The sequence below is a fragment of the Rhizobium arsenicireducens genome (genome assembly GCF_964021225.1).
This window is the reverse complement of the sequence record NZ_CAXHYK020000001.1, coordinates 3,173,101-3,195,087: the sequence shown is the minus strand read 5'-3', so window position 1 is coordinate 3,195,087 and position 21,987 is coordinate 3,173,101. Positions and strand designations below refer to the sequence as shown.

Annotated in this window: 21 protein-coding genes, 1 tRNA gene and 1 pseudogene; 13 read left to right on the top strand and 10 right to left on the bottom strand. The window is 61.4% G+C overall.

Annotation, left to right across the window (positions count from 1 at the left end; translation table 11 throughout):
* Position 1: 1 nt before the first annotated feature.
* From ACWPVA_RS15850 to mepA, 6 genes are all read right to left on the bottom strand, one after another.
* Positions 2 to 637, bottom strand: a complete 636-nt coding sequence (locus tag ACWPVA_RS15850) for a 2,3-bisphosphoglycerate-dependent phosphoglycerate mutase (protein WP_454288597.1) — start codon at positions 635 to 637, stop codon at positions 2 to 4.
* A gap of 22 nt (positions 638 to 659) precedes the next feature.
* Positions 660 to 1,484: a 4-hydroxy-tetrahydrodipicolinate reductase gene (gene dapB, locus ACWPVA_RS15845; protein WP_454288596.1), complete on the bottom strand. Its 825-nt coding sequence runs from the start codon at positions 1,482 to 1,484 to the stop codon at positions 660 to 662.
* Between the two features lie 16 nt (positions 1,485 to 1,500).
* Positions 1,501 to 3,294 (bottom strand): ABC transporter ATP-binding protein, encoded by a 1,794-nt coding sequence (locus ACWPVA_RS15840; protein WP_454288595.1) that lies wholly within the window; start codon positions 3,292 to 3,294, stop codon positions 1,501 to 1,503.
* Positions 3,295 to 3,413: 119 nt separating this feature from the next.
* Positions 3,414 to 4,436, bottom strand: coding sequence for a glucokinase (locus tag ACWPVA_RS15835; RefSeq protein WP_454288594.1), 1,023 nt, complete (start codon positions 4,434 to 4,436; stop codon positions 3,414 to 3,416).
* A 31-nt stretch (positions 4,437 to 4,467) separates the two neighbouring features.
* The gene (locus ACWPVA_RS15830) at positions 4,468 to 4,842 is read right to left on the bottom strand and encodes a methylglyoxal synthase (RefSeq protein WP_454288593.1); all 375 of its coding nucleotides are present in this window, start codon (positions 4,840 to 4,842) and stop codon (positions 4,468 to 4,470) included.
* Positions 4,843 to 4,932: 90 nt separating this feature from the next.
* Complete coding sequence (mepA, locus tag ACWPVA_RS15825) at positions 4,933 to 6,012, bottom strand: penicillin-insensitive murein endopeptidase (RefSeq protein ID WP_454288592.1); 1,080 nt, start codon at positions 6,010 to 6,012, stop codon at positions 4,933 to 4,935.
* Between the two features lie 189 nt (positions 6,013 to 6,201).
* Between mepA and ACWPVA_RS15820 the strand changes: the two genes are divergently transcribed.
* The 9 genes from ACWPVA_RS15820 (at position 6,202) to ACWPVA_RS15780 (ending at position 15,678) form a co-directional block, all read left to right on the top strand.
* Positions 6,202 to 8,034, top strand: coding sequence for an extracellular solute-binding protein (locus tag ACWPVA_RS15820; RefSeq protein ID WP_454288591.1), 1,833 nt, complete (start codon positions 6,202 to 6,204; stop codon positions 8,032 to 8,034).
* Between the two features lie 138 nt (positions 8,035 to 8,172).
* Positions 8,173 to 9,267: a microcin C ABC transporter permease YejB gene (locus ACWPVA_RS15815; protein ID WP_454288590.1), complete on the top strand. Its 1,095-nt coding sequence runs from the start codon at positions 8,173 to 8,175 to the stop codon at positions 9,265 to 9,267.
* Between the two features lies 1 nt (position 9,268).
* Positions 9,269 to 10,414 carry an ABC transporter permease gene (locus ACWPVA_RS15810; protein WP_454288589.1) on the top strand — a complete coding sequence of 382 codons (1,146 nt, stop codon included), beginning with the start codon at positions 9,269 to 9,271 and terminating at the stop codon, positions 10,412 to 10,414.
* Positions 10,411 to 12,039: an ABC transporter ATP-binding protein gene (locus ACWPVA_RS15805; RefSeq protein WP_454288588.1), complete on the top strand. Its 1,629-nt coding sequence runs from the start codon at positions 10,411 to 10,413 to the stop codon at positions 12,037 to 12,039. Before ACWPVA_RS15810 ends, ACWPVA_RS15805 begins: the two co-directional genes overlap by 4 nt.
* 14 nt (positions 12,040 to 12,053) lie before the next feature.
* The gene (locus ACWPVA_RS15800) at positions 12,054 to 13,016 is read left to right on the top strand and encodes a 2-hydroxyacid dehydrogenase (protein ID WP_454288587.1); all 963 of its coding nucleotides are present in this window, start codon (positions 12,054 to 12,056) and stop codon (positions 13,014 to 13,016) included.
* A 103-nt stretch (positions 13,017 to 13,119) separates the two neighbouring features.
* Positions 13,120 to 13,383, top strand: a complete 264-nt coding sequence (locus ACWPVA_RS15795) for a hypothetical protein (RefSeq protein WP_454288586.1) — start codon at positions 13,120 to 13,122, stop codon at positions 13,381 to 13,383.
* Between the two features lie 117 nt (positions 13,384 to 13,500).
* On the top strand, positions 13,501 to 14,805 hold the full coding sequence (gene pncB, locus ACWPVA_RS15790) for a nicotinate phosphoribosyltransferase (RefSeq protein ID WP_454288585.1): 1,305 nt from the start codon (positions 13,501 to 13,503) through the stop codon (positions 14,803 to 14,805).
* Between the two features lie 128 nt (positions 14,806 to 14,933).
* Positions 14,934 to 15,407, top strand: a complete 474-nt coding sequence (locus tag ACWPVA_RS15785; RefSeq protein WP_454288584.1) for an SRPBCC family protein — start codon at positions 14,934 to 14,936, stop codon at positions 15,405 to 15,407.
* Positions 15,408 to 15,519: 112 nt separating this feature from the next.
* Positions 15,520 to 15,678, top strand: coding sequence for a hypothetical protein (locus tag ACWPVA_RS15780; RefSeq protein ID WP_454288583.1), 159 nt, complete (start codon positions 15,520 to 15,522; stop codon positions 15,676 to 15,678).
* Positions 15,679 to 15,701: 23 nt separating this feature from the next.
* On the opposite strand, the gene ACWPVA_RS15775 is transcribed toward ACWPVA_RS15780, so the two are convergent.
* From ACWPVA_RS15775 to ACWPVA_RS15765, 3 genes and pseudogenes are all read right to left on the bottom strand, one after another.
* On the bottom strand, positions 15,702 to 16,292 hold the full coding sequence (locus ACWPVA_RS15775; protein WP_454288582.1) for an IMPACT family protein: 591 nt from the start codon (positions 16,290 to 16,292) through the stop codon (positions 15,702 to 15,704).
* Between the two features lie 86 nt (positions 16,293 to 16,378).
* Positions 16,379 to 17,161: a sulfite exporter TauE/SafE family protein gene (locus ACWPVA_RS15770; RefSeq protein ID WP_454288581.1), complete on the bottom strand. Its 783-nt coding sequence runs from the start codon at positions 17,159 to 17,161 to the stop codon at positions 16,379 to 16,381.
* A gap of 19 nt (positions 17,162 to 17,180) precedes the next feature.
* A pseudogene (locus ACWPVA_RS15765) lies at positions 17,181 to 18,050 on the bottom strand (MBL fold metallo-hydrolase); the annotation flags it as partial.
* A gap of 348 nt (positions 18,051 to 18,398) precedes the next feature.
* Between ACWPVA_RS15765 and ACWPVA_RS15760 the strand changes: the two are divergent.
* Positions 18,399 to 19,316, top strand: a complete 918-nt coding sequence (locus ACWPVA_RS15760; protein WP_454288580.1) for a DnaJ C-terminal domain-containing protein — start codon at positions 18,399 to 18,401, stop codon at positions 19,314 to 19,316.
* On the top strand, positions 19,313 to 19,654 hold the full coding sequence (locus tag ACWPVA_RS15755) for a chaperone modulator CbpM (protein ID WP_454288579.1): 342 nt from the start codon (positions 19,313 to 19,315) through the stop codon (positions 19,652 to 19,654). Before ACWPVA_RS15760 ends, ACWPVA_RS15755 begins: the two co-directional genes overlap by 4 nt.
* Positions 19,655 to 20,419: 765 nt before the next feature.
* On the opposite strand, the gene ACWPVA_RS15750 is transcribed toward ACWPVA_RS15755, so the two are convergent.
* Positions 20,420 to 20,509, bottom strand: a tRNA-Ser gene (locus ACWPVA_RS15750).
* 202 nt (positions 20,510 to 20,711) lie between these two features.
* Here ACWPVA_RS15750 and ACWPVA_RS15745 point away from each other — a divergent pair.
* Positions 20,712 to 21,029: a hypothetical protein gene (locus tag ACWPVA_RS15745; protein ID WP_454289612.1), complete on the top strand. Its 318-nt coding sequence runs from the start codon at positions 20,712 to 20,714 to the stop codon at positions 21,027 to 21,029.
* Positions 21,030 to 21,079: 50 nt separating this feature from the next.
* Positions 21,080 to 21,739, top strand: a complete 660-nt coding sequence (msrA, locus tag ACWPVA_RS15740) for a peptide-methionine (S)-S-oxide reductase MsrA (protein ID WP_454288578.1) — start codon at positions 21,080 to 21,082, stop codon at positions 21,737 to 21,739.
* Positions 21,740 to 21,987 lie beyond the last annotated feature (248 nt).

The window sequence follows — 21,987 nt, the reverse complement described above, 5'->3', positions numbered from 1 at the left end:
CTCAGTGCGCGCCCGACATGTCGCCGAGCACTTCTTTCGACTTCACCGTCGAATCCGCGTTCAGCTTGTAGACCATCGGCACGCCGGTCGCGAGGTTGAGCTTGAGGATCTCTTCCTTCGACAGGCGGTCGAGCACCATGACGAGCGCGCGCAGCGAGTTGCCATGGGCGGCGACAAGCACGGTCTCGCCCCGCAGGACGCGCGGCAGGATCTCGGTCATGTAATAGGGCCAGACGCGGGCGCCGGTGTCGCGCAGGCTCTCGCCGCCCGGCGGCGGAACGTCGTAGGAGCGGCGCCAGATGTGCACCTGTTCCTCGCCCCATTTGGCGCGGGCGTCATCCTTGTTGAGGCCGGAGAGGTCGCCGTAGTCGCGCTCGTTGAGCGCCTCGTCGCAGATCGTTTCGAGGTCTGGCTGGCCCACATTGTCGAGCACGATCTGGCAGGTCTTCTGCGCGCGCGAAAGCACCGAGGTGAACGCGATGTCGAACTTCTTACCGTATTCGGCAAGCGCCTTGCCGCCGGCATTGGCTTCCTGAACGCCGAGCTCGGTCAGGCCCGGGTCCTTCCAGCCGGTGAACAGGTTCTTCAAATTCCATTCGCTCTGGCCATGGCGCACGAGCACGAGGGTACCACTCATCGAAAAATCCTCCGCATTGATGTCAGATGGAAGAAGACAGCCCGAGCACGTCGAGCATCGAATAGAGACCGGGTTTTTGATCGCGCGCCCAGAGAGCCGCCTTGACCGCGCCGCGGGCGAAGATCGAGCGGTCGCCGGCACTGTGGCTCAGCGTCACCAGTTCGCCCTCGCCGGCGAGAACGATCGAGTGCTCGCCGACCACCGAGCCGCCGCGCAACGTGGCAAAGCCGATCGAACCAGTCTCGCGAGCACCGGTATGCCCGTCGCGAACCCGTACCGAATGAGAGGCGAGATCCACGCCACGACCGCGGGCGGCGGCTTCGCCGAGCAAGAGCGCGGTTCCAGACGGTGCATCGACCTTGTGCTTATGATGCATTTCCAGCACCTCGATGTCCCAGCCGGCGGCGTCGAGCGCGCGCGCTGCCTGCTGGACGAGCACCGAGAGCAGGTTGACCCCGAGGCTCATATTCCCGGACTTGACGATCCGCGCGTGGCGGGAGGCGGCCTCGATCCGGGCGTCGTGTTCGGCCAGGCAACCTGTGGTGCCGATTACATGGACGATGCGCGCCTGGGCGGCAAGCGCGGCAAATTCGGTGGAGGCTTGCGGCGAGGTGAAGTCGATGACGCCGTCGGCATCGAGGAAGGCGGCGAGCGGGTCGTCGGTCACGGGAATCTCGATGTGTCCGAGCCCGGCAAGCTCGCCGGCATCGCGGCCGATGAGGTTCGAGCCTTGCCGCTCGACTGCTGCGTGCAGCTTCACGCCTTCGGTCGATTCGATCACGCGGATCAGTGTCTGGCCCATCCGACCGCCGGCACCCACCACGACGAGTTTCATAGCATCCTTCATGGCGATCGGCTGTCCCTTAGATGAAGTCGTCCGTGGCGGCGGTCGGCTGGAGCTGGTTCAGTCGAGCGTAAAGCCCGTCTGGACGCTGTGCAAGGTCGTCGTGGCTGCCTTCCTCGGCGATCGTGCCGGCCTGCATGACGATGATCTTGTCGGCCCGGCGGACGGTCGACAGCCGGTGGGCGATCACCACAACGGTGCGGCCGGTCATCGCCTCGTCGAGCGCCTTCTGCACGGCAGCCTCGGACTCGGTATCGAGGGCGGATGTCGCCTCATCGAGCAGAAGGATCGGCGCATTGCGCACCAGCGCGCGGGCGATCGACAGGCGCTGGCGCTGTCCGCCGGAAAGCGTGACGCCGTTTTCACCGACCGGGGTATCATAGCCGAGCGGCTGGGCCAGAATGAAATCATGGGCATGCGCAAGCCGAGCCGCTTCCTCGATCTCGGCATCGGTGGCGTCGGGGCGGCCATAGCGGATGTTGTCGCGGATCGTCCCTTCGAAAAGATACGGCTGCTGCGACACGTAGGCGAGATGCTTGCGCAACGAGGCCTTGGTGACGTCGGCGATATTCTGCCCGTCGATCAGGATTTCGCCCTCGAGCGGATCGTAGAACCGTGGGATGAGCGTGATCACTGTCGACTTGCCTGCCCCGGACGGCCCGACCAGAGCGGTCGTCTTGCCGCCCTCCGCGACAAAATCGATCCCCTTGAGCACCGCATCGTTATCCCCATAGGAGAACTTTACGCCGCGGAATTCGATACGTGCTTCGCTCACTTTCAGGTCCGCTGCACCGTCCCGGTCGCGTTGGTGGGTCTGCATGTCGAGGATCTCGTAGATCATCCGCGCATTGACCACGGCGCGTTCCATCTGCACCTGCAGCTTGGCCAGGCGTTTGGCTGGTTCATAGGCCAGCAGAAGGGCGGTGACGAAGGAGAAGAAGGCGCCGGGTAGAACGCCGCCATAGATCGACCGGAAGGCGGCATAGGCCAGAACACCGGAGATCGCGACACCGGCAAAGGTCTCGGTGATCGGCGACGTGCGTTCGCTCAGCCGTGCGATGCGGTTGGAGCGTTTCTCGGCCGCCTTGATCGTTCCCTCGACTTTGCGCTCGAGTTCGGCCTCCATGGTGAAGGCTTTGACGATGGCGATCCCCTGGATCGTTTCCTGGATCGCCCCCACGACATGGCTGTTGTAGATCACCGACTCCTTGGTGGCGCTGCGGAGCCGTTTGGAAATATAACGCATCGCCAAGAGGAGCGGCGGAGCAGCCACGAAGACGATCAGCGACAGAACCGGGTCCTTGAACACCATAACCCCGACCAGGGCGACCAGCGTCAGCAGGTCGCGCGCCATGGAGGTCACGGTCAGATTCAACACATCACGGATGCCGTTGATGTTCTGGCTGATCTGGGCAGCCAGCCGGGCAGAGCGGGACTCGGTGAAGTAACCGAGCGACAAGGTCATCAGGTGCGAGTAGAGGCGCCGCTGGTAGCGCGCGACGATGTTGTTGCCGATCCTCGAAAGCGTAACCGCCTGGCCGTAGCCGGCGAAGCCGCGCAGCATGAAGGCGGCGAGGATCGAGCCACAAATCAGCAGGACGACGTCGGCACGCTGGTTGGCGAAGGCCTCGTTGACCACTGCCTCCATGATCCAGGCGGTAAAGGCGGTCGTCAATGCGACAATCACCAGGCAGAAAACGGCAAAGGCGTAGCTGCGCACGTGGTCGCGGCCGTTTTCCGCGATGATACGCTTGAGGACAGCGGTTAGGCTTGTCGAGCTGACCGGTATCTGGTTTTTCCTGCTGGCGTTCAAATGAGGGCGTTCCCGTTGGAAAAGGGCCGCGGCATGCGCCATCGGCCCGCGCTGGGCGCTCTATAGCCAGTCGAATGGCGTTTGGCCATAGTCAATCCGCCCTGAAGCAGCAGCCCGGTTCAGCCGTGCCAGCGCCGTCCTTCGGTTGCAAGGCCGAAATTGCTGGGCGTCCGGGCATAGCTGGCGAGGCCCGAGAGTGCCGCAAGTGGATGGGTGACGACAAAGGTCGGGATGGTCTTCATCAATGCTGTGTGCGGCGCCTTGTCCTCGAAGCCCTGGCGGAACTCGGGGCGCTGCAGGGCTGGGATGATCTTCTGGGAAATGCCGCCGGAGAGGAAGACGCCCCCGCGCGCCATGAAGATCAGAGCGAGATCGCCGGCGAGCCGGCCGAGATAGGTGACGAACAGGCTGATCGTCTCTTCGGCCTGGGCGTCGGCCCCCGAAAGGCCGGTGGCGGTAATGTCCGCCGGGATCGTAAATTTCGGTTCGACGCCATCTGCGAGGCAGACTGCCGTATAGACGTTGACGATGCCGCGGCCGCACAGCACTTGCTCGGCCGAGATGCGTCCTTCGATCGCTGTCAGGTGCGGGAAGATCGCGAAGTCCCGTTCGCTACGCGGGCCAATGTCGACGTGACCGCCTTCGCCGGGAACCGGAAACCAGGTGTGTTGCGCATGGACAAGACCGGCCACGCCGAGGCCGGTGCCGGGTCCGAGCACGACGCGCGACGCGAGCGGGCTTAGATGGTTGCCGCCAATCGGCGTGCGATCCTGCTCGGCGAGAGAGGCCACCGCCAGGGCCTGGGCCTCGAAATCATTGACCACCATCACCTCGGCAAAGCCGAGATCTGCGATCATCGCTTTCGGGCGCACCACCCAGTCGCAATTGGTGAGCGCGATCTCGTCTCCCTCGATCGGACCGGCAATGGCAAGGATCGCCGAGCGTGGCTGAACCGAGGTCTTGTCGAGCACGGTCGCCTGGATCGCTTCGTCGATCGTGGTGAAATCGGCGGTGTGAACGATCGGAAACGCCTTCGGCTCGGCATAGGCGTCGATCAGGATGGAAAAGCGGGCATTCGTTCCGCCAATGTCGCCGATCAGGATAGGAAACGTCAGCTTGTCGTTATCGTGGGGCTTGGGCATGTCCGGTTCCGTTTGGACCGAGGCGGGGCGCTCAGTTCGCTTGGGTTTTCATCAGGATTTCCGCGGTGGCGCGGTTGAGTGCCATCGGAATGTCGTAGACTGTCGCCAGTCGCATCAGCGCCTTCACATCGACATCATGTGGCATGGATGTCAAAGGATCGACGAAGAAAATCAGCATGTCGACCTCGCCCGTGGCGATCATCGCGCCGATTTGCTGGTCGCCGCCGAGCGGGCCGCTCTTCAGCCGGGTTACTTCGAGGTTCGGGCAGGCCGCCTGGATCCGGCCGCCGGTCGTGCCCGTGGCGACGATCCGCCATGAGGCAAGTACCGACTGGTGACGACTGGAGAAATCCGCCATATCGTCCTTTTTCTGATCATGGGCAATCAAAGCGATGCATCGGGTCATGAAACCTGCCGGCCTGATTTAAATCGATTTGATCGCCTTCTAACCCAGGATGTGCTGCTTGAAAAGTCCGTGGGCGGAGCCTTCTGCGCGTCAGTAGCCGGCGGGGCGCGGAAGGGGGATCGGCACGACCAGTGGAAGCTCCGGAAATTGTGCTGCGATCGCAGGAACGGCGTCGTTCTGGCCCGCCGCAACGGGCACGAGCGCGGAAGCCACAACCGTTCCTCCACCGCCGCCATAAGTCGCCGCCATTTCGCTGTCGGGCGAGGGGGCCTGCAACACCGCGGCGCAAGCTTTCGGCAGGTCGGACAATTGTGTCGGCCGCGGCGGCTTCGGTGGGGGAGCGTTCGGGTCTTTCTTCGGCTTGGCCCAGGGTTCGTCGGTGAACCACCAGGCCAGCGACTTGTCGCAGCCGTCACCGGCCGGAACCGCCGCCTGCGGTTTGCAGCCTGTGGCCCCTTGCGGGCACTTCATGCGGATGTGGAAATGCGCGTCATGGCCGTAGACCGGCCGAACCTTGCCAAGCGCCGAGCGGTTGCCGGACCAAGTGTCGCACAGTTTTTTCTTGATCGCCGGATTGACGAAAATGCGCTCAACCTCGGGATAACTCGCCGCCAGCATAATCATCCGGGCGTGGGCGGGCGTCCAGACCTTGTCGTCGATGGTCAGGAACTTGTTGTTCTTGAGCGTCGAGGTGAAGGGCAGGTCTTCCCGCTCCTTGGCCGACATGCGCCGGTTCGGCATCGGGGTCAGCCAGATGTCGGCGTCGAGGCCAATCTGGTGCGAGGCATGGCCGGACAGCATTGGTCCGCCGCGCGGCTGCGACACGTCACCGATCAGGATGCCTGGCCAGCCGACGCTCGGCGCATCCTTCGACAGCCGTTCGATCAGTGAAATCATCTGCGGATGGCCCCAACGCCGGTTGCGCGACAGGCGCATGGCTTGCCAGTTGGGACCGTCGACCGGGATAGCGACCGCACCGGCAATACAGCCCTTGGCGTAGGATCCATACGGAGCAGGCACCGCCCGCGCAGGAAGTTTCATGCCGCCGAACAATTCCTTGGCTGGCCGGCTTTCCGCCGACGCGCCGCCGGCTATCGTAGCGACAAGTCCCGCCGCCATGGTCAGGCCCTTTGCCAGAGCCTTCAACCTTCCACGCATCATCATCGTCATGCTGTCTTCCGCCGCATCCAGGATCGCCCGCCCCGTCCGGGTGATTTGCCATCACAATACCTTGGAACAGGATTTTGGTGAATCCGTGTTTTCCAAGGCCCGTTCGTACACTTCCGTACGTATGGCCTGTTTTTTGCCGTGGTTTGGCTTATTGTTTTGGCAATCCATAAAAAACGAGGGGTGATTTGTATGGGGTTGGCGAAAGTGTGGGTGGGGGCTCTTCTGTCCTTTCTGACTATGGTTATCGCTCTGCCGGCGCAATCCGCTGAGCCCCTGCGCCACGGTGTCGCCCTGTCCGGCGAGGTAAAGTACCCCGTCGGTTTTCCGCATTTCGACTACGTCAATCCGGCCGCGCCGAAAGGCGGAGACCTCAAGCTCGCAGCCACCGGCACCTTTGATACCTTCAATCCGATCCTGGAGAAGGGAGAGGCCGCCCCTGGTCTCGGTCTGCTGTTCGACACGCTGATGAAGGACGCCGAAGACGAGATCTCGGCCTCTTACGGTCTGCTCGCTGAGGGCGTTTCCTATCCCGAGGACGTGTCGTCGGCGACTTTCCGCCTGCGCGCCGAGGCGAAATGGGCCGATGGCAAGCCGGTCACGCCGGAAGACGTCATTTTCAGCTTCGAGAAATCGAAGGACCTCAATCCGCTCTACATGAGCTATTATCGCCATGTGATTGCCGTTGAGAAAACCGGTGAGCGCGACGTCACCTTCCGCTTCGACGAGAAGAACAATCACGAATTGCCGATGATCCTCGGTCAGTTCCAGATCCTGCCCAAGCACTGGTGGGAAGGCTCAGGCCCTGACGGCAAGCCGCGCGACATCAACCGCACGACGCTCGAGCCGGTCATGGGATCGGGTCCCTACAGGATCGCCGAGTTCAAGGCCGGCGCTACGATCCGCTACGAGCTGCGCGACGACTATTGGGCCAGGGATCTCAACGTCAATGTGGGCCAGAACAATTTCGGTTCAATCAGCTACACCATGTTCAGCGACCTCAACGTCCAGTTCGAGGCCTTCCGTTCCGGCAATTTCGACTACTGGATGGAGACCAAGGCGGCGCGCTGGGCGACGTCCTACGATTTCCCGGCAGTCAAGGAGGGTCGGGTCAAGCGTGAGGAATTGCCCAACCCCTATCGCGCCACCGGCATCATGCAGGCACTGGTGCCGAACATGCGCCGCGAGATGTTCAAGGACCAGCGCGTCCGAGAGGCGCTGAACTATGCGCTCGATTTCGAGGAGCTGAACCGCACCGTCTTCCATGGCGCATACACGCGGGTGGACAGCTTCTTCTTCGGCACGGAACTCGCCTCCAAAGGTTTGCCGGACGCACGCGAGGCGGAAATACTGAACGAGGTCAGGGACAACGTCCCGGCCGAAGTCTTTACCACCCCTTACGTTAATCCGGTCGGCGGAACGCCGCAGGCGCAACGCGACAACCTGCGCAATGCGGTCGCCTTGCTCAACGAGGCGGGCTACGAGATCAAGGGGGGGCGAATGATCCATGCTGGGACCGGCAAACCTCTCAGTTTTGAAATCCTGCTGTCCAGCCCCCTGCTCGAAGTGGTAGCCGTGCCCTACAGCGAAGTCCTGCGCAAGATTGGCATTGAGGCTCGCGTGCGCACCGTTGATGCGTCGCAATACGCCAACCGCGCCCGCAGCTTCGACTATGACATGACCTGGGTGGTTTGGGCGCAGACGCTCAACCCGGGTAACGAGCAGCGCGACTTCTGGGGATCGGTGTCAAAGGATCGCGAAGGCTCGCGCAACTATGCCGGCATTGCAGATCCGGGGATCGACGCGCTGATCGATAAGGTGATCTTCGCCAAGGGGCGCGACGAACTGGTGGCGGCCACCCGGGCGCTTGATCGCGTGCTGCTCGCCCACGATTATGTCGTTCCGCTTTACTATGGAAGCACGGCCCGCATCGCCTATTGGGACAAGTTCGATCATCCGGCGGAATTGCCGACCTATTCGATTGGCTTTCCAGCCGTCTGGTGGTCGAAAGCGGCGGTCCGGTAAGGCCGGGCTTTGCGCTCAGGCCTTGAACGGCTAGGAATGACAATAACGAATCGGTGTCACCGAAGGGGTCCGCGGATTGATCGAAGCAAGGATGACCATGGTTGAGCAGGGCGCATGGGCGCCGGGAGCGAAAGTCTGATGGGTGCCTATATCCTGAGGCGCCTGCTGCTGATGATCCCGACCATCGTCGGCATCATGGCGATTTCCTTCCTTGTCATCCAGTTCGCCCCCGGCGGCCCGGTCGAGCAGGTGATCGCCCAGTTGACTGGCCAGGGCGACAGCGCCGACCAGCGCCTCTCCGGCGGTGGCGACATGCTCAATCAGCAATTCGCTGGCGACGAGATGAACGCGAAATATCGCGGCGCACAGGGGCTCGATCCGGAACTGATCGCCAAGCTGGAAAAGCAGTTCGGCTTCGACAAGCCGCCGCTCACCCGCTTCCTCGACATGATGTGGAACTATATCCGCTTCGATTTCGGCGAGAGTTTCTTCCGCAACACCAGCGTCATCGACCTGATCGTTGAGAAGATGCCGGTTTCAATCTCGCTCGGCGTCTGGGTTCTGATAATCTCCTATGCCATTTCCATTCCGCTTGGCATCAAGAAGGCGGTTGCCGACGGATCTCCTTTTGATGTCTGGACCTCCGGCGTCATCGTCATCGGCTATGCCGTGCCGGGCTTCCTGTTCGGCATCCTGTTGATCGTGCTCTTCGCCGGCGGATCCTTCTTCGACTGGTTCCCGCTGCGTGGCCTCACCTCGGACAATTTCGCCGAGCTTTCGTGGTGGGAGAAGATCCTCGACTACTTCTGGCACCTCACCCTGCCGCTGACGGCCCTGCTGCTTTCTGCCTTCGCCACGACAACCCTGCTCACCAAGAATTCCTTCATCGACGAGATCAAGAAGCAATATGTGGTGACCGCCCGCGCCAAGGGGCTCGCCGAGCGCCAGGTGCTCTACGGCCACGTCTTCCGCAATGCCATGCTGATCGTGATTGCCGGCATTCCGGGCGCCTTCATCTCGGCCTTCTTTACCGGGTCGCTGCTGATCGAGAACATCTTCTCGCTCGATGGCCTCGGCCGCCTCGGCTATCTCGCCGTCGTCAACCGTGACTATCCGATCGTCTTTGCCACGCTCTACATCTTCTCGCTCATGGGCCTCGTCGTCAGCCTGGTTTCCGACCTGATCTACACATGGATCGATCCGCGCATCGATTTCGAGCGGAGGGATGTCTGACATGACCGCGCTCGACGCCTCCCGCACCGATGCCGTGGCCCCGGTCCGGAAGCCGTGGCTCTCGCCAACCAACAAGCGCCGGCTGGAAAACTTCCGGTCCAACAAGCGCGGCTACTGGTCGTTCTGGCTCTTCATGGTGCTGTTCGTGCTGTCGCTGTTTGCCGAGTTCATTGCCAACGACCGGCCGTTGCTTGTGTCCTACAAGGGCGAAATCCTCTCTCCAGTCGTTGTTGACTATCCGGAGGAGAAGTTCGGTGGTTTCCTGGCGGTTACCGACTACCGCTCGCCCTTCATCACCGACGAGATCAACGCCAATGGCTGGATGGTCTGGCCGCCAATCCGCTATTCCTACCGGACCGTCAATTCCGAGATTCCCCATTCTGCCCCGACCGCGCCCTTCTGGCTGATGGACAAGGTTGAGCGTTGCTCAGCATATCCGCTTAAGGACGGGGACCCGAATTGCGTGATCGGCAACCTCAATTGGCTGGGCACCGACGATCAGGCCCGCGACGTTGCTGCCCGGATGATCTACGGTTTCCGCATCTCCGTCCTGTTCGGCCTGATCCTCACCATCTGCTCGGCGATCGTCGGCGTGACAGCCGGTGCTATCCAGGGCTATTTCGGCGGCTGGACCGATCTCCTGATGCAGCGATTGATCGAGATCTGGTCGTCCATGCCGGTTCTCTACATCCTGCTGATTATCGCCGCCATCCTGCCGCCCGGCTTCTTCGTCCTGCTCGGCATTATGCTGCTGTTCTCTTGGGTGAGCTTTGTCGGCATCGTCCGAGCCGAGTTCCTGCGCGCCCGAAACTTCGAATATGTCAATGCCGCTCGTGCGCTTGGTGTCGGCAGCTGGACCATCATGTTCCGCCACCTGTTGCCCAATGCCATGGTGGCGACCCTCACCTTCCTGCCCTTCATCCTGTCGGGCTCGATCACCACGCTGACCTCGCTCGACTTCCTTGGCTTCGGCATGCCGCCCGGCTCGCCCTCGCTCGGCGAACTGATCGCTCAAGGCAAACGCAATCTCCAGGCCCCCTGGCTCGGCCTCACCGCCTTCTTCACCATGTCGATCATGCTCTCTCTGCTGATCTTCGTCGGAGAGGCTGTGCGCGATGCCTTCGACCCGAGGAAGACGTTCCGATGACGGCTCCGCTTCTTTCCGTCCGCGATCTGTCCGTTGCCTTTCACCAGGGGGATACGGAGACGCTCGCTGTCGACCGCGTATCCTTCGATATCGTGCCGGGCGAGGTCGTGGCGCTGGTCGGCGAATCCGGTTCGGGTAAATCGGTTACCGCAGCCTCGATCCTCAAGCTCTTGCCCTATCCTGCGGCCAGCCATCCGTCAGGCGAGATCATGTTCGAGGGCCGCGACCTGATGACGGCGCCGGAGCGCGAGCTTCGCGCGGTGCGCGGCAACGACATCACCATGATCTTCCAGGAGCCGATGACCTCGCTCAATCCACTCCACAATATCGAGAAGCAGATCGGCGAAATCCTGGCGCTGCATCAGGCCATCGCCGGCCAGACGGCGCGCGAACGCACGCTCGAGCTCCTGCGCCAGGTCGGCATCCGCGATCCGGAAAAACGCCTTTCCGCCTATCCGCACGAATTGTCTGGTGGCCAGCGCCAGCGCGTGATGATCGCCATGGCGCTTGCCAACCGGCCGAAGCTCCTGATCGCCGACGAACCGACCACCGCGCTCGACGTGACGGTCCAGGCACAGATCCTCGATCTTCTGCGCAAGCTCAAGGCCGACCACGGCATGTCCATGCTGTTCATCACCCATGACCTCGGCATCGTGCGCAAGTTCGCCGACAAGGTCTGCGTCATGACCAAGGGTCAGATCGTCGAAAGCGGCCCGGTCGAGGACATCTTCACCAATCCTCAGCACGACTATACCAAGAAGCTCTTGGCCTCCGAACCGCGCGGCGAACCGCCCACACTTGACGAGACCAAGCCGGTTGTCATGCAGGGCGACGACATCCGCGTCTGGTTCCCGATCAAGGCCGGCTTCCTGCGCAAGGTCGTCGACCACGTGAAGGCGGTCGATGGGGTGGACATGGTGCTGCGTGCCGGTCAGACGCTCGGCGTCGTCGGCGAATCGGGCTCCGGCAAGACGACGCTAGGCCTCGCTCTCGCCCGCCTCATCTCGTCCAAGGGGCGGATCAGCTTCATCGGCCAGGACATCGACGGCTATTCCTTCGCCGAGATGCGGCCATTGCGCGATCGGCTGCAGATCGTCTTCCAGGACCCGTTCGGCTCGCTTAGCCCGCGCATGTCGGTCGGTGAGATCATTGCCGAGGGACTTAAGGTGCATGAGCGAAAGCTCTCCGCCGCCGAACGCGATGCCCGCGTCTGCTGGGCGCTCGACGAGGTTGGTCTCGACACGGCCACCCGCTGGCGTTATCCGCACGAATTTTCCGGCGGTCAGCGCCAGCGCATCGCGATTGCCCGTGCCATGGTCTTGAAGCCCCGCTTCGTCATGCTGGACGAGCCGACCTCGGCGCTCGACATGACGGTGCAAGCTCAAGTGGTCGATCTGCTGCGCGACCTGCAGAAGAAGCACGATCTCGCCTATCTGTTCATCAGCCATGACCTGCGCGTCGTGAAAGCGCTTGCCAACGAAGTGATCGTCATGCGCGCCGGCAAGGTAGTGGAGCAGGGGCCCGCGACCGAGATTTTCCATGCGCCAAAAGCCGACTACACGCGCGCGCTGATGGCCGCAGCCTTCAACCTCGAAGCCGTCGAGACCGGCGGCGTCAGCCAGTAACGGACCCTCATCCCATGCCCGACCAGAATGCCGTCGTCATTGACCTCAAGTTCGCACGTAGTGGCGTCATTGAGGCGCTGAACGGGGCCTTTCCCGGCCGTGAGGTGATCGATATGGGCGATTCGGCCAATACCGGCCGTGATCTCTCCGGGGTCCCCTATGCCGTCGTGTGGAAGCCGGATCCATCGTTGTTCCAGCGCGCAGGAGACCTGAAGATAATTTTCTCTGGCGGCGCCGGCGTCGATCACATCCTCTCCGCCTACGAGCTTCCGGACTTGCCCGTCGTGCGTTTCGTCGACCGCAGCCTGACCGATCGCATGAGTGAATGGGTTGTGCTGCAGTGCCTCACCCATTTGCGCGGAGCACTCCCCTATGCCCGCCAGCAGCGCGAGCATGTGTGGGACGAGATTTCGCCGCAGCCGGAAGCCCGCGATGTCACCGTCGGCGTCATGGGCCTCGGCGTGCTGGGCGAGGATGCGGTGCGCAAGCTGAAGGTCATGGGCTTCGACGTGGTCGGTTGGTCGCGGCGCAAGCGGCAGATCGATGGCGTCGAGACCTTCGATGCCACCGGCCTCGACGTCTTCCTTTCCCGCACCGACATTCTGGTCGGCCTCCTGCCGCTGACGCCGGATACGCGCGGCATCTACAACGCATCTTTGTTCGGCACGCTCCGCCAGGGCGGGGCGCTGGGCAAGCCGGTCTTCATCAATGCCGGCCGCGGCGGAAGCCAGGTCGAAACGGATATTATCGCAGCGCTGAAGAAGGGCGTGCTGGGTGCGGCCTCGCTCGATGTCTTCGAAAAGGAGCCGCTTTCGCCGGCAAGCCCGCTCTGGGATCTCAACAATGTGGTGATCACGCCGCATGCCGCCGCCGCCTCGGACGTTGGTGCGCTTTTTCGTCACGCTGAGCGCCAGATCGCCCGATTTGAAGCGGGTGATCCGCTCGATCATGTCGTGGACCGCGCGTCGGGTTATTGACCCGTCTTCGGAATCTTCTTGGGAACAATAGGCCTTTCGCTCCGTTTGCCTTGAGACCGCGGCGCAGTCACGCCGAACCTTGAGCACGACAGGGGAGAGACCCATGACCAGCCGAACCGACCTGCCCGACAGCACCGCACGTCATACGCGAGGCATGAAACCCGAGCCCGTAACGCCGACCGAAGCTCGTCAGGGTTTTCGCGGCCGTCCCGTCTTGATTGTATTGCTGGCCGGCATCGTGCTTGCAATGCTCGTCTGGATACCAGCAGAGTGGTGGGGCAATTCGATTGCGCCTGAAAGCCCGTCGAACCAGCCGGTTCAGGAAACTGCCCCGTCGCCGGCGGAGAATACGCCGGTCCAGGGCTGATTGGCCCCTATGGACTTTGCAAGACGAATTCCAGATAAGTGACCTCTGAAATGGCCGGGGTGAATTCCGGCCGCTGATGCGGTCTGATCCGGCCGCGACTAGCAGGGCAGTCACTCGATGACCAAGACCGACATCGCGACAAGAGTCTTCAATCATAGCTGGAAACTCGACCCGATCATCCGCAGTCTGATCGATACAGACTTCTACAAACTCCTGATGCTGCAGATGATCTGGAAGCTCTATCCGGACGTCAATGCGACTTTCACCCTGATCAACCGAACCAAGACGGTGCGTCTTGCCGATGAAATCGATGAGGGCGAGCTGCGCGCGCAGCTCGACTACGCCCGCACGCTCCGCCTCAGCAAGAAAGAGGCAATCTGGCTCGCGGGTAACACCTTCTATGGCACCAAGCAGATCTTCGAACCGGACTTTCTCGCCTGGCTCGCCAGCTTTCAGCTGCCCGAATACGAGCTTTCCAAAAAGGACGGCCAGTTTGTCCTTAACTTCCACGGCACGTGGAAGGAAACGACGATGTGGGAGATCCCGGCGCTCGCCATCATCAACGAGCTGCGCTCCCGCACCGTGTCCAAAAACATGGGCCTTTTCACCCTGGACGTGCTCTATGCTCGCGCCAAGGCCAAAATGTGGGCCAAGGTCGAGCGCTTGCGCGAACTGCCGGGCCTGAGAATCTCCGACTTCGGCACGCGCCGCCGCCACAGTTTCCTCTGGCAGCGATGGTGCGTCGAAGCGCTTAAGGAAGGTATCGGCCCGGCTTTCACTGGAACGAGCAACGTTTTGCTCGCCATGGACTCGGATCTGGAAGCGGTGGGGACGAATGCCCACGAGCTGCCAATGGTCAGGGCGGCTCTCGCCAACACCGACCAACAGCTACTCTCCTCGAACTACGACGTCATGCGCGACTGGAACCGCCTCTATGGCGGCAATCTGTTGATCGTACTTCCCGACACCTATGGCACGGCCGCCTTCTTGCGCAATGCGCCGGAATGGGTGGCCGACTGGACCGGTTTCCGTCCCGACAGCGCCCCGCCGATCGAAGGCGGCGAGAAGATCATCGACTGGTGGAAGAAGATGGGACGCGACCCCCGCCAGAAACTGTTGATCTTCTCCGACGGCCTCGACGTCGACGCGATCATCGACACCTATCGCCATTTCGAGGGCCGGGTGCGCATGAGCTTCGGTTGGGGCACCAACCTCACCAACGACTTCGCCGGCTGCGCGCCGCGCGAGATCGAGGGCCTGAAGCCGATTTCGCTGGTCTGCAAGGTCAGCGAGGCGGACGGCCGGCCGGCGGTGAAGCTCTCCGACAATCCGAAGAAGGCGACGGGCGATGCGGCCGAGGTCGAGCGCTATCTGAGATTCTTCGGCACCGAGGATCGCGTCGAGCAGGCCGTTTTCGTCTGACGGCTTCTCCTTTCCGTCTGTCCCTTGCGATCCGTGTGCCGGTCTGTAAGCTGTCCTTCAGATACTCCGTCGCTTCGCTCGAGGAGGAGCACGCGGCAGGAAGTTTTCGCTCTGGGAGGAGAAACAGCATGGACATGAGTGGCAGCGAACGGATCGAAGCACCGGTCGAAACCGTCTGGCAGGCGCTGAACGACCCGGAGATCCTGCGACAGGCGATCCCCGGCTGCGAGAGCCTGGACAAGACCTCTGACACCACCATGACCGCCAAGGTGGTTTTGAAGGTCGGTCCGATCAAGGCAAAGTTCGAGGGTGCGGTCGAGCTGCAGAATCTCAATCCGCCGCACTCCTATACGATTGCTGGAGAAGGAAAGGGCGGCTTGGCCGGCTTTGCCAAGGGCGGCGCCAACGTGTCGCTCGAGGCAGACGGGCCGGATGCGACGATCCTCACCTACACCGTCAAGGCCGAGGTCGGCGGCAAGATCGCCCAGCTGGGCAGCCGTCTGATTGATTCGACCTCGAAGAAGCTGGCCGGTGAGTTCTTCTCCAAATTTGGTGAGATCGTCGCCAGCGGCAAAGAGAGCGGGGAACCTCAGACCGCCTGATACCGTTGGCGGTATTGGAGAGAGCCGGGCATGACAGCCCGGCGCAAGCCAGCCGCAGTTAAACTGCCCTGAACGATGCAGACTGAATCGGCACCATGAGGGGACTGATAGAATGACCAATGAACCGGATCACTTTTTCGAACAGCAAGACGCCGCTATCCAGGCCATGCTTGTCGAGAACAAGGGCGATGAGCTGACCGACATTCTCGTCGCTGCGCTCACCGATGCGCTGCATCTCCTCCGTGGCGAATCGCCGGACACCCTCCACTGACATTTGTCTGAGCCAGGACGGCCTTAGCTGTCGCTAAGGCGGATGAAAGCCCGCCCTCCGGTAACGTCGGTCACGAGCCTGTTGGCCTGTTGGGCTATCGCTTCAGGCACTGCGATAGTCATGACAGCCCCCGTTGCCGTGAATTCTTCGTTCAGGATGATGATATCGGATAGGGCGCCGAGCCGCGCCTTGAGGAGTGCAAGGTCGGAAAATCCTGCAACGATCTTGCCTTCGATCCGCGGGATGATCTCGATCTTGCCCGCTGACCTGAGGCAAGCGGCCGCCGTGCCGCCATAGGCACGGATCAGGCCACCGCTGCCGAGCAGAATGCCGCCGAACCACCGCGTGACGACGACTGCGACGCGATCGAGCGCCTGGCCGTCGATCGCCTGGAGGATCGGCTTGCCCGCGGTCCCGCTCGGCTCCCCGTCATCGTTGAAGCGATACGCCTGGCCGATCCTCCAGGCCCAGCAATTGTGATTGGCCGAGGGATCACTCACGACGGCAATGAAGGCTTTGGCCTCGTCTTCACTCCCCGCCGGAGCGGCGTGAGCAATGAACCGGCTCTTCTTGATGTCCTGGGAGAATGTCTCGGTGCGCTCAAGCGTATACATGGGATGCTCCTGAGCGTCCCTCATAGCGTTTCATCTCTCCGTCCGCCAGAGATCCATCCGCCGCCGCCACGGGCTCTGCCGATCGCTCAGAAGAGGGCGAGCGACGACCCACTCTTGTAAAGAACATAGCCGGCGACCACCATCACGATGGCTGCGAAGAGACGGTTCAGCGTGTTGCGGCGACGGGCAAGCTTCGTGGCAAGCAGCATGCCGCCTATTCCCCCGAAAACGCCGCCGGCAATGAACTCGGCGGCGATGCGCCAGTCGATGAGGCCCGAAACAGCATAGTTGACCGCAGTGGCGAGACCGAATGTACCCACCGCGAAGAGGGACGATCCGACCGCATTGATCATCGGCATTCCTGTAGCGAACATAAGCCCGGGCACGATCAGGAACCCCCCGCCGATACCGAAGAACCCGGAAGCTGCACCCGCAACGACGGCAACGCCTGCCGTCTTCAGGCATGTGCGCATATCGGCTTGCCGAGCTGCTGGTAGAGGGGTCTTGCGCGGCCTCAGCATTAAAATGCCGACGGCGAGCATCAGCAGACCGAACAGGAAAAGCAGCCGCTGACCGTCCATCGCCTTGCCGAGGCTCGAGCCGATAAGGGCGCCGACGGTGCCTGTGCCGGCGAACACAAGCGCGCAGCGCCACCAGACATTACCTTTCCGGGCGTGTCCGATAAGGTTGGCATAGGCATTGATCGAAACGGCAAGCGCCCCGGTGCCGATTGCGATGTGTGGCTGGGCTACGCCGACCACATAAAGCAAGAGCGGTGTGGCGAGAATGGAGCCGCCGCCGCCGATCAGGCCGAGCGTAAAGCCGACAAGTCCGCCGGATGCAAGCGCCGCGATCGTCTGCTCGATCATGCCGTCTATCATCGGTCTATCAACCCCAGTCGGCGCCGGGAAGCGCGTCAAGCGGGATCTTGATGTAGCGCTTGCCGTTCGCCTCCGGCTCCGGTAGGCGGCCGCCCCGGATATTGACCTGCAACGCATGCAGGATCAGCTTGGGCATGGGTAAGGTCTTGTCGCGCGCCTGACGCAGCGCGATGTATGTGCTCTCGTCCTTGCCGGCCACATGGTCGTTTTTTTGCTTCTGTTCGGCAACGCTGCTTTCCCAAAGCGGCTCACGCCCGTCCGGCTGGTAGTCGTGGCCGGTGAAGAGACGCGTTTCGTCGGGGAGCCTGAGGATCTCCTGGATCGAGGCCCAGAGCGCCGCTGCGCTGCCGCCGGGGAAGTCGGCCCGAGCGGTGCCGCTGTCCGGCATGAACAGCGTATCGTGAACGAATGCCGCATCGCCGATCACATAGGTGATCGAGGCCAGGGTGTGGCCGGGCGAAAACAGCACATGTGCGTCGATCTCGCCGACCTTGAAGCGGTCGCCATGCTCGAAAAGGCGGTCCCATTGCGAGCCGTCGGCCGGAAAGACGGGCCAGTTGTAGAGCCCTTTCCAGAGCTTCTGCACATCGGTCACATGGGCGCCGATCGCCGTGGGGGCTCCGGTCTTTTCGTGCAGATAGTGGGCTGCGGAGAAGTGATCAGCATGGGGATGGGTGTCGAGGATCCATTCGATGGTCAGGCCCTGTTCCTTGACATAGTCGAGCAGGGCATCAGCATTCATCGTGCCCGTCGAGCCGGACTTTTCGTCATAGTCGAGCACCGGATCGATGATGGCGCATCTCTTTGTCTTGGGATCCGAAACGACATATTGAACGCTCCAGGTACGCTTGTCGAAAAAGCCCTTCACCTCAGGTCTTGCAGTCATCTTGCTTCCTTCCGCGTTGGTGGTCCTGTCCTTGCGCGAGTGCACATCGCTGGTCTCAATGGCTATATATACGTTATTGCGTAGCTGCGTAGCAATGAATAATAATTGAAAAGGTGGCGATGGCTGTGAAGCCGTTGTCGCGCTGGCGGCAATTGCCTGCATTGCGTAGAGACTGGCGCGTCTCGGCTGCCGCGACGAAGCGAAAACAGTGAACGCTTCCATTGCGTCTCACCGTCACGCTGATTAAGTTTTAGGAGACGGGGATAGCGAGCCGATCGGGCATCGGCCCGCGGCGAAGTCCTACGGCCGCTCAAGACGCGCATGAGATGGGATCAGTGCATGAAAGACCCTTATGAGACCCTCGGCGTTGCTCGCACTGCGACCGACAAGGAAATCAAGGACGCGTTCAAGAAGCTGGCGCGCAAATATCATCCTGATCTGCATCCGGATGATAAGACGGCCGAGGCGAGGTTCAAGGCCATCTCGGCGGCAAACGATCTACTGAAAGACAAGGAAAAGCGCCGACGGTTCGATGCGGGCGAGATCGACGCCAGCGGAGCGGAAAAGCCTCAGCAGCGGTATTACCGTGATTTCGCCGATGGACCAGGCCACGCCTCCCACGCAGCGCAGGACGGTTTTGCCGGCAATGAGGATCTGGAGGATTTCCTGGCGCGGGCTTTTGGCGGCGGGACGCGGCGGTCCCAGGGCTCAGTCCGGGCGCGCGGGCAGGACGTGAGTTATGTGCTTCCAGTCAGCTTCTTGGACGCAGCCAATGGCGCCGTTCGCACCATTACATTGCCCGAGGGCAAGACGCTGAATGTGTCGATCCCGGAGGGCGCTGACGACCGGCAGATGTTGCGGCTGAAAGGCCAGGGCATGCCCGGCTTCGGCGGCGGGCCGGCAGGCGACGCCTTTGTCGAGCTGCATGTCGAGCCGCACCCGTTTTTTCACCGCAAGGATGACAACATCCATGTGGAGGTACCTGTCACGCTGAAGGAAGCCATATTGGGGGCGCGGATCAACGTGCCGACGATCACTGGCCCGGTCGCAATGACGATTCCGAAAGGTGCAAACACCGGCCAGACGTTGCGACTGCGCGACAAGGGAGTGCTCGACCGAAAGTCCGGCAAGCGCGGTCACCAGTTGATCGCGTTGAAAGTCGTTCTGCCCGCTGGCGAGGAGCCAGAGTTGGCAGCGTTTCTGGAGACCTGGCAGCCGAAATCTCCGGATGAGCCGCGCAGGGAGATGTTGAAATGATGCGCGCTGACGAACTCCTCGAGCAGATAGACGCTCTCCAGCAAAGCGATCTCGAGGCCTGGATCGGCGAGCAGTTGATCTCGCCGCAGCAAGATACGGACGTATTGGTCTTTTCAGAGATGGAATGCGCACGCATCCGTCTGATCTGCACCCTGCACTATGAACTGGAGGTCGATGCAGAGACGCTGCCTGTTGTGCTGTCCCTGGTCGATCAGCTTTACCAGACCCGCCAGCGCCTGTTGAAACTGACAGCCGCCGTGGCTGCACAGGACGATGCCGTTCAGACGGCAATTCTCGCTGCAATCGACGCCGGCCACTCGAGTGGTGAGAAGACATAGAGCGTGATGTCGAGGCGCTCGCCCATACTACAGCGGCTCGCGACTCGGTCTGTGTCCGGCAGAGAAAGGCCGGCCAACATGTTTGTCGCCGGCTTCATCAGCGCGCCCGCGATGAATTTCCTGCCCGCCAGGCTCGGTCATGCGGGTGCAAGTAGCGTTATCCGGTTGGGCGACGCATCAACTCATCCGCCATCTGGTTGAGCCGTTCAGGATCTTGATCGGTTTCGGGAAGGCCGGATTGTATTTCGTGTGGCGCCAGACAGTCTGGATGCTGATCGCGTATCGGTCGACAACATCACGCACCGAGAGATAGCGCTCGTCCTGTCGGGACGTGCTCGAGCCTGAGCGATCCGGCCTCTTGCGCACAGACCGGATGATCAAGTCAGCTCGCAGGAGCCTTTGGCACAAGTGGCCTTATTCTCCTGCACAGTTGCCAATGAATCGCGAGCCTCCTTAACGGGAGACGCAGGCATTGGCTTGCCGAGTTCAGCGGCTGGCGTATCAGGCTCTTCGATATTTTCAAAGAGAACGAGCTGCAAAATTGAAGACATGGTTGACCCTTTCGGAGGATCTGCACGTCTTGCGCAGCTGGTTATGATGAATCTCATTTCGCCCGATGTGGTCTCATGTGACACGAGGCGATTTCAATATTTTTCCAAAGCGCAGGAGGGCAGCTTCGACAAGTCTGTCGTGGCGGGCTAGGTGGCGGGCCAATCCAAAGGAAACTGAAATCTAATTTTAAAAACAATATTTTAAAATGTTGCATGGCGGACAGAGAGGGATTCGAACCCTCGGTACGCTTTCACGTACACACGCGTTCCAGGCGTGCGCCTTAAACCACTCGGCCACCTGTCCTTAACGGCCAGCGCATCGCATTGTCGAAGCGGCCGGTCGGGCGCGATATATAACGAGGATTTCCTGGCGATCAACCGAAATCTGACGGATTTTTGACTTGCCTGGCCAAAAGCCTTCCTGTTAGCTGGTCTTCGTCGATGCCCGGGTTGCATGCAAGGGGCTCGTGTCTTGTCGCGTGGAGTGCATGCAAGGGGATCGGATGGTGCGTTTTGTTTTCCGTCTGGCGAGTTTCGCAACACTTTGTCTTGCGGTGATTGCTGCCGCCAAGGATTCGATCGCCTCAGTGTCCGCTTCGCAGATCGTCGTGACACCGGTCCGACTGGCCTGGGTGGAGATCAACCCAACGTCGCTGGTCCGTTTCCGTGCTGTCGTCGAAGAGAAGATCGGAACGTCCATCTGGCGCATGTTCGATGCCTGGTTCCTGCCGCAGCCTGCTTTTGCCGTGCTCCTTGGGCTGGCATTGCTGTTGTGGATGGTCGGCTACAAGAAGCCTTCGCCGGCCGGACGTTTCGCGGCCTGACCCTTGTGCAGTCGTGTCCGGGCGGCAGAGCCCGCCTGCGAGGAGTTTCCATGTTCCTGATCGATATGTTCAACAAGAAGATGACCATGCCGACGGCCGAGACCGCGCTCCCGGGGCGAGCGGAGCCGCTCGCGACCGCTGAGACCCATTTCGTGTCCGGGCGATCGCTGAAAGGGCCTTATCCGAAGGGCTTAAAGACTATCTATCTTGGCATGGGCTGTTTCTGGGGCGCCGAGCGTCTGCTGTGGAAGACGCCGGGCGTCTTTGTGACCGCCGCCGGTTACCAGGGTGGTTTCACGCCCAACCCCACCTACCAGGAAACGGTGACGGGGCTCACGGGCCATGCGGAAGTGGTGAAGGTCGTCTATGACCCGACGGTCGTCTCACTCGATGCCCTGCTGAAGCTCTTCTTTGAAGCGCATGATCCGACCCAGGGCATGCGCCAGGGCAATGATATTGGAACGACCTATCGTTCGGCGATCTACGCCGAAAGTGCCGATGACATCGACGCGGCACTAAGGGTTCGCGATGCCTTCCAGGAGGCGATGATCGCCGCGGGCCGCAAGCAGACAGTGACGACGCAGATCGCCCCGGCTGGACCCTTCTACTACGCCGAGGACTACCATCAGCAGTATCTGGCGAAGAATCCGAACGGCTATTGCGGTCTGCGCGGTATCGGCGTGGCCTGTCCGCTTCCCACCGCCGGATGAACGTCGGCTGCATGTTCCAGTAGCGGCGAGCCCTTTGATCTGGCTGAATATTCAGCGCCTGTTGATGGACCTCGTGGCGCGCGGATGATTCTTTACCAGTTGAAAAAAATCGAGTGAATTTTTCCAAAAGCCATGCAAGGATGCGTTCAGCCAGGCCCTTGGAATAAGGGGTCGGTGGTTCCGCAGACTGGCGTGTCAAAGCGCTTGCGGGAGGACCCAACAAGATCAATAGCAACAACAGGGCTGCA

What these genes read in the sequence shown, in the direction of transcription:
- mepA (WP_454288592.1), bottom strand. Translation starts at nt 6,012, where the DNA reads ATGACGATGATGATGCGTGGAAGGTTGAAGGCTCTGGCAAAGGGCCTG.
- ACWPVA_RS15770 (WP_454288581.1), bottom strand. Translation starts at nt 17,161, where the DNA reads ATGATCGAGCAGACGATCGCGGCGCTTGCATCCGGCGGACTTGTCGGC.
- ACWPVA_RS15760 (WP_454288580.1), top strand. Translation starts at nt 18,399, where the DNA reads ATGAAAGACCCTTATGAGACCCTCGGCGTTGCTCGCACTGCGACCGAC.
- ACWPVA_RS15850 (WP_454288597.1), bottom strand. Translation starts at nt 637, where the DNA reads ATGAGTGGTACCCTCGTGCTCGTGCGCCATGGCCAGAGCGAATGGAAT.
- ACWPVA_RS15775 (WP_454288582.1), bottom strand. Translation starts at nt 16,292, where the DNA reads ATGTATACGCTTGAGCGCACCGAGACATTCTCCCAGGACATCAAGAAG.
- ACWPVA_RS15755 (WP_454288579.1), top strand. Translation starts at nt 19,313, where the DNA reads ATGATGCGCGCTGACGAACTCCTCGAGCAGATAGACGCTCTCCAGCAA.
- msrA (WP_454288578.1), top strand. Translation starts at nt 21,080, where the DNA reads ATGTTCCTGATCGATATGTTCAACAAGAAGATGACCATGCCGACGGCC.
- ACWPVA_RS15780 (WP_454288583.1), top strand. Translation starts at nt 15,520, where the DNA reads ATGACCAATGAACCGGATCACTTTTTCGAACAGCAAGACGCCGCTATC.
- dapB (WP_454288596.1), bottom strand. Translation starts at nt 1,484, where the DNA reads ATGAAGGATGCTATGAAACTCGTCGTGGTGGGTGCCGGCGGTCGGATG.
- ACWPVA_RS15815 (WP_454288590.1), top strand. Translation starts at nt 8,173, where the DNA reads ATGGGTGCCTATATCCTGAGGCGCCTGCTGCTGATGATCCCGACCATC.
- ACWPVA_RS15795 (WP_454288586.1), top strand. Translation starts at nt 13,120, where the DNA reads ATGACCAGCCGAACCGACCTGCCCGACAGCACCGCACGTCATACGCGA.
- ACWPVA_RS15830 (WP_454288593.1), bottom strand. Translation starts at nt 4,842, where the DNA reads ATGACCCGATGCATCGCTTTGATTGCCCATGATCAGAAAAAGGACGAT.
- ACWPVA_RS15835 (WP_454288594.1), bottom strand. Translation starts at nt 4,436, where the DNA reads ATGCCCAAGCCCCACGATAACGACAAGCTGACGTTTCCTATCCTGATC.
- pncB (WP_454288585.1), top strand. Translation starts at nt 13,501, where the DNA reads ATGACCAAGACCGACATCGCGACAAGAGTCTTCAATCATAGCTGGAAA.
- ACWPVA_RS15800 (WP_454288587.1), top strand. Translation starts at nt 12,054, where the DNA reads ATGCCCGACCAGAATGCCGTCGTCATTGACCTCAAGTTCGCACGTAGT.
- ACWPVA_RS15820 (WP_454288591.1), top strand. Translation starts at nt 6,202, where the DNA reads ATGGGGTTGGCGAAAGTGTGGGTGGGGGCTCTTCTGTCCTTTCTGACT.
- ACWPVA_RS15785 (WP_454288584.1), top strand. Translation starts at nt 14,934, where the DNA reads ATGGACATGAGTGGCAGCGAACGGATCGAAGCACCGGTCGAAACCGTC.
- ACWPVA_RS15805 (WP_454288588.1), top strand. Translation starts at nt 10,411, where the DNA reads ATGACGGCTCCGCTTCTTTCCGTCCGCGATCTGTCCGTTGCCTTTCAC.
- ACWPVA_RS15810 (WP_454288589.1), top strand. Translation starts at nt 9,269, where the DNA reads ATGACCGCGCTCGACGCCTCCCGCACCGATGCCGTGGCCCCGGTCCGG.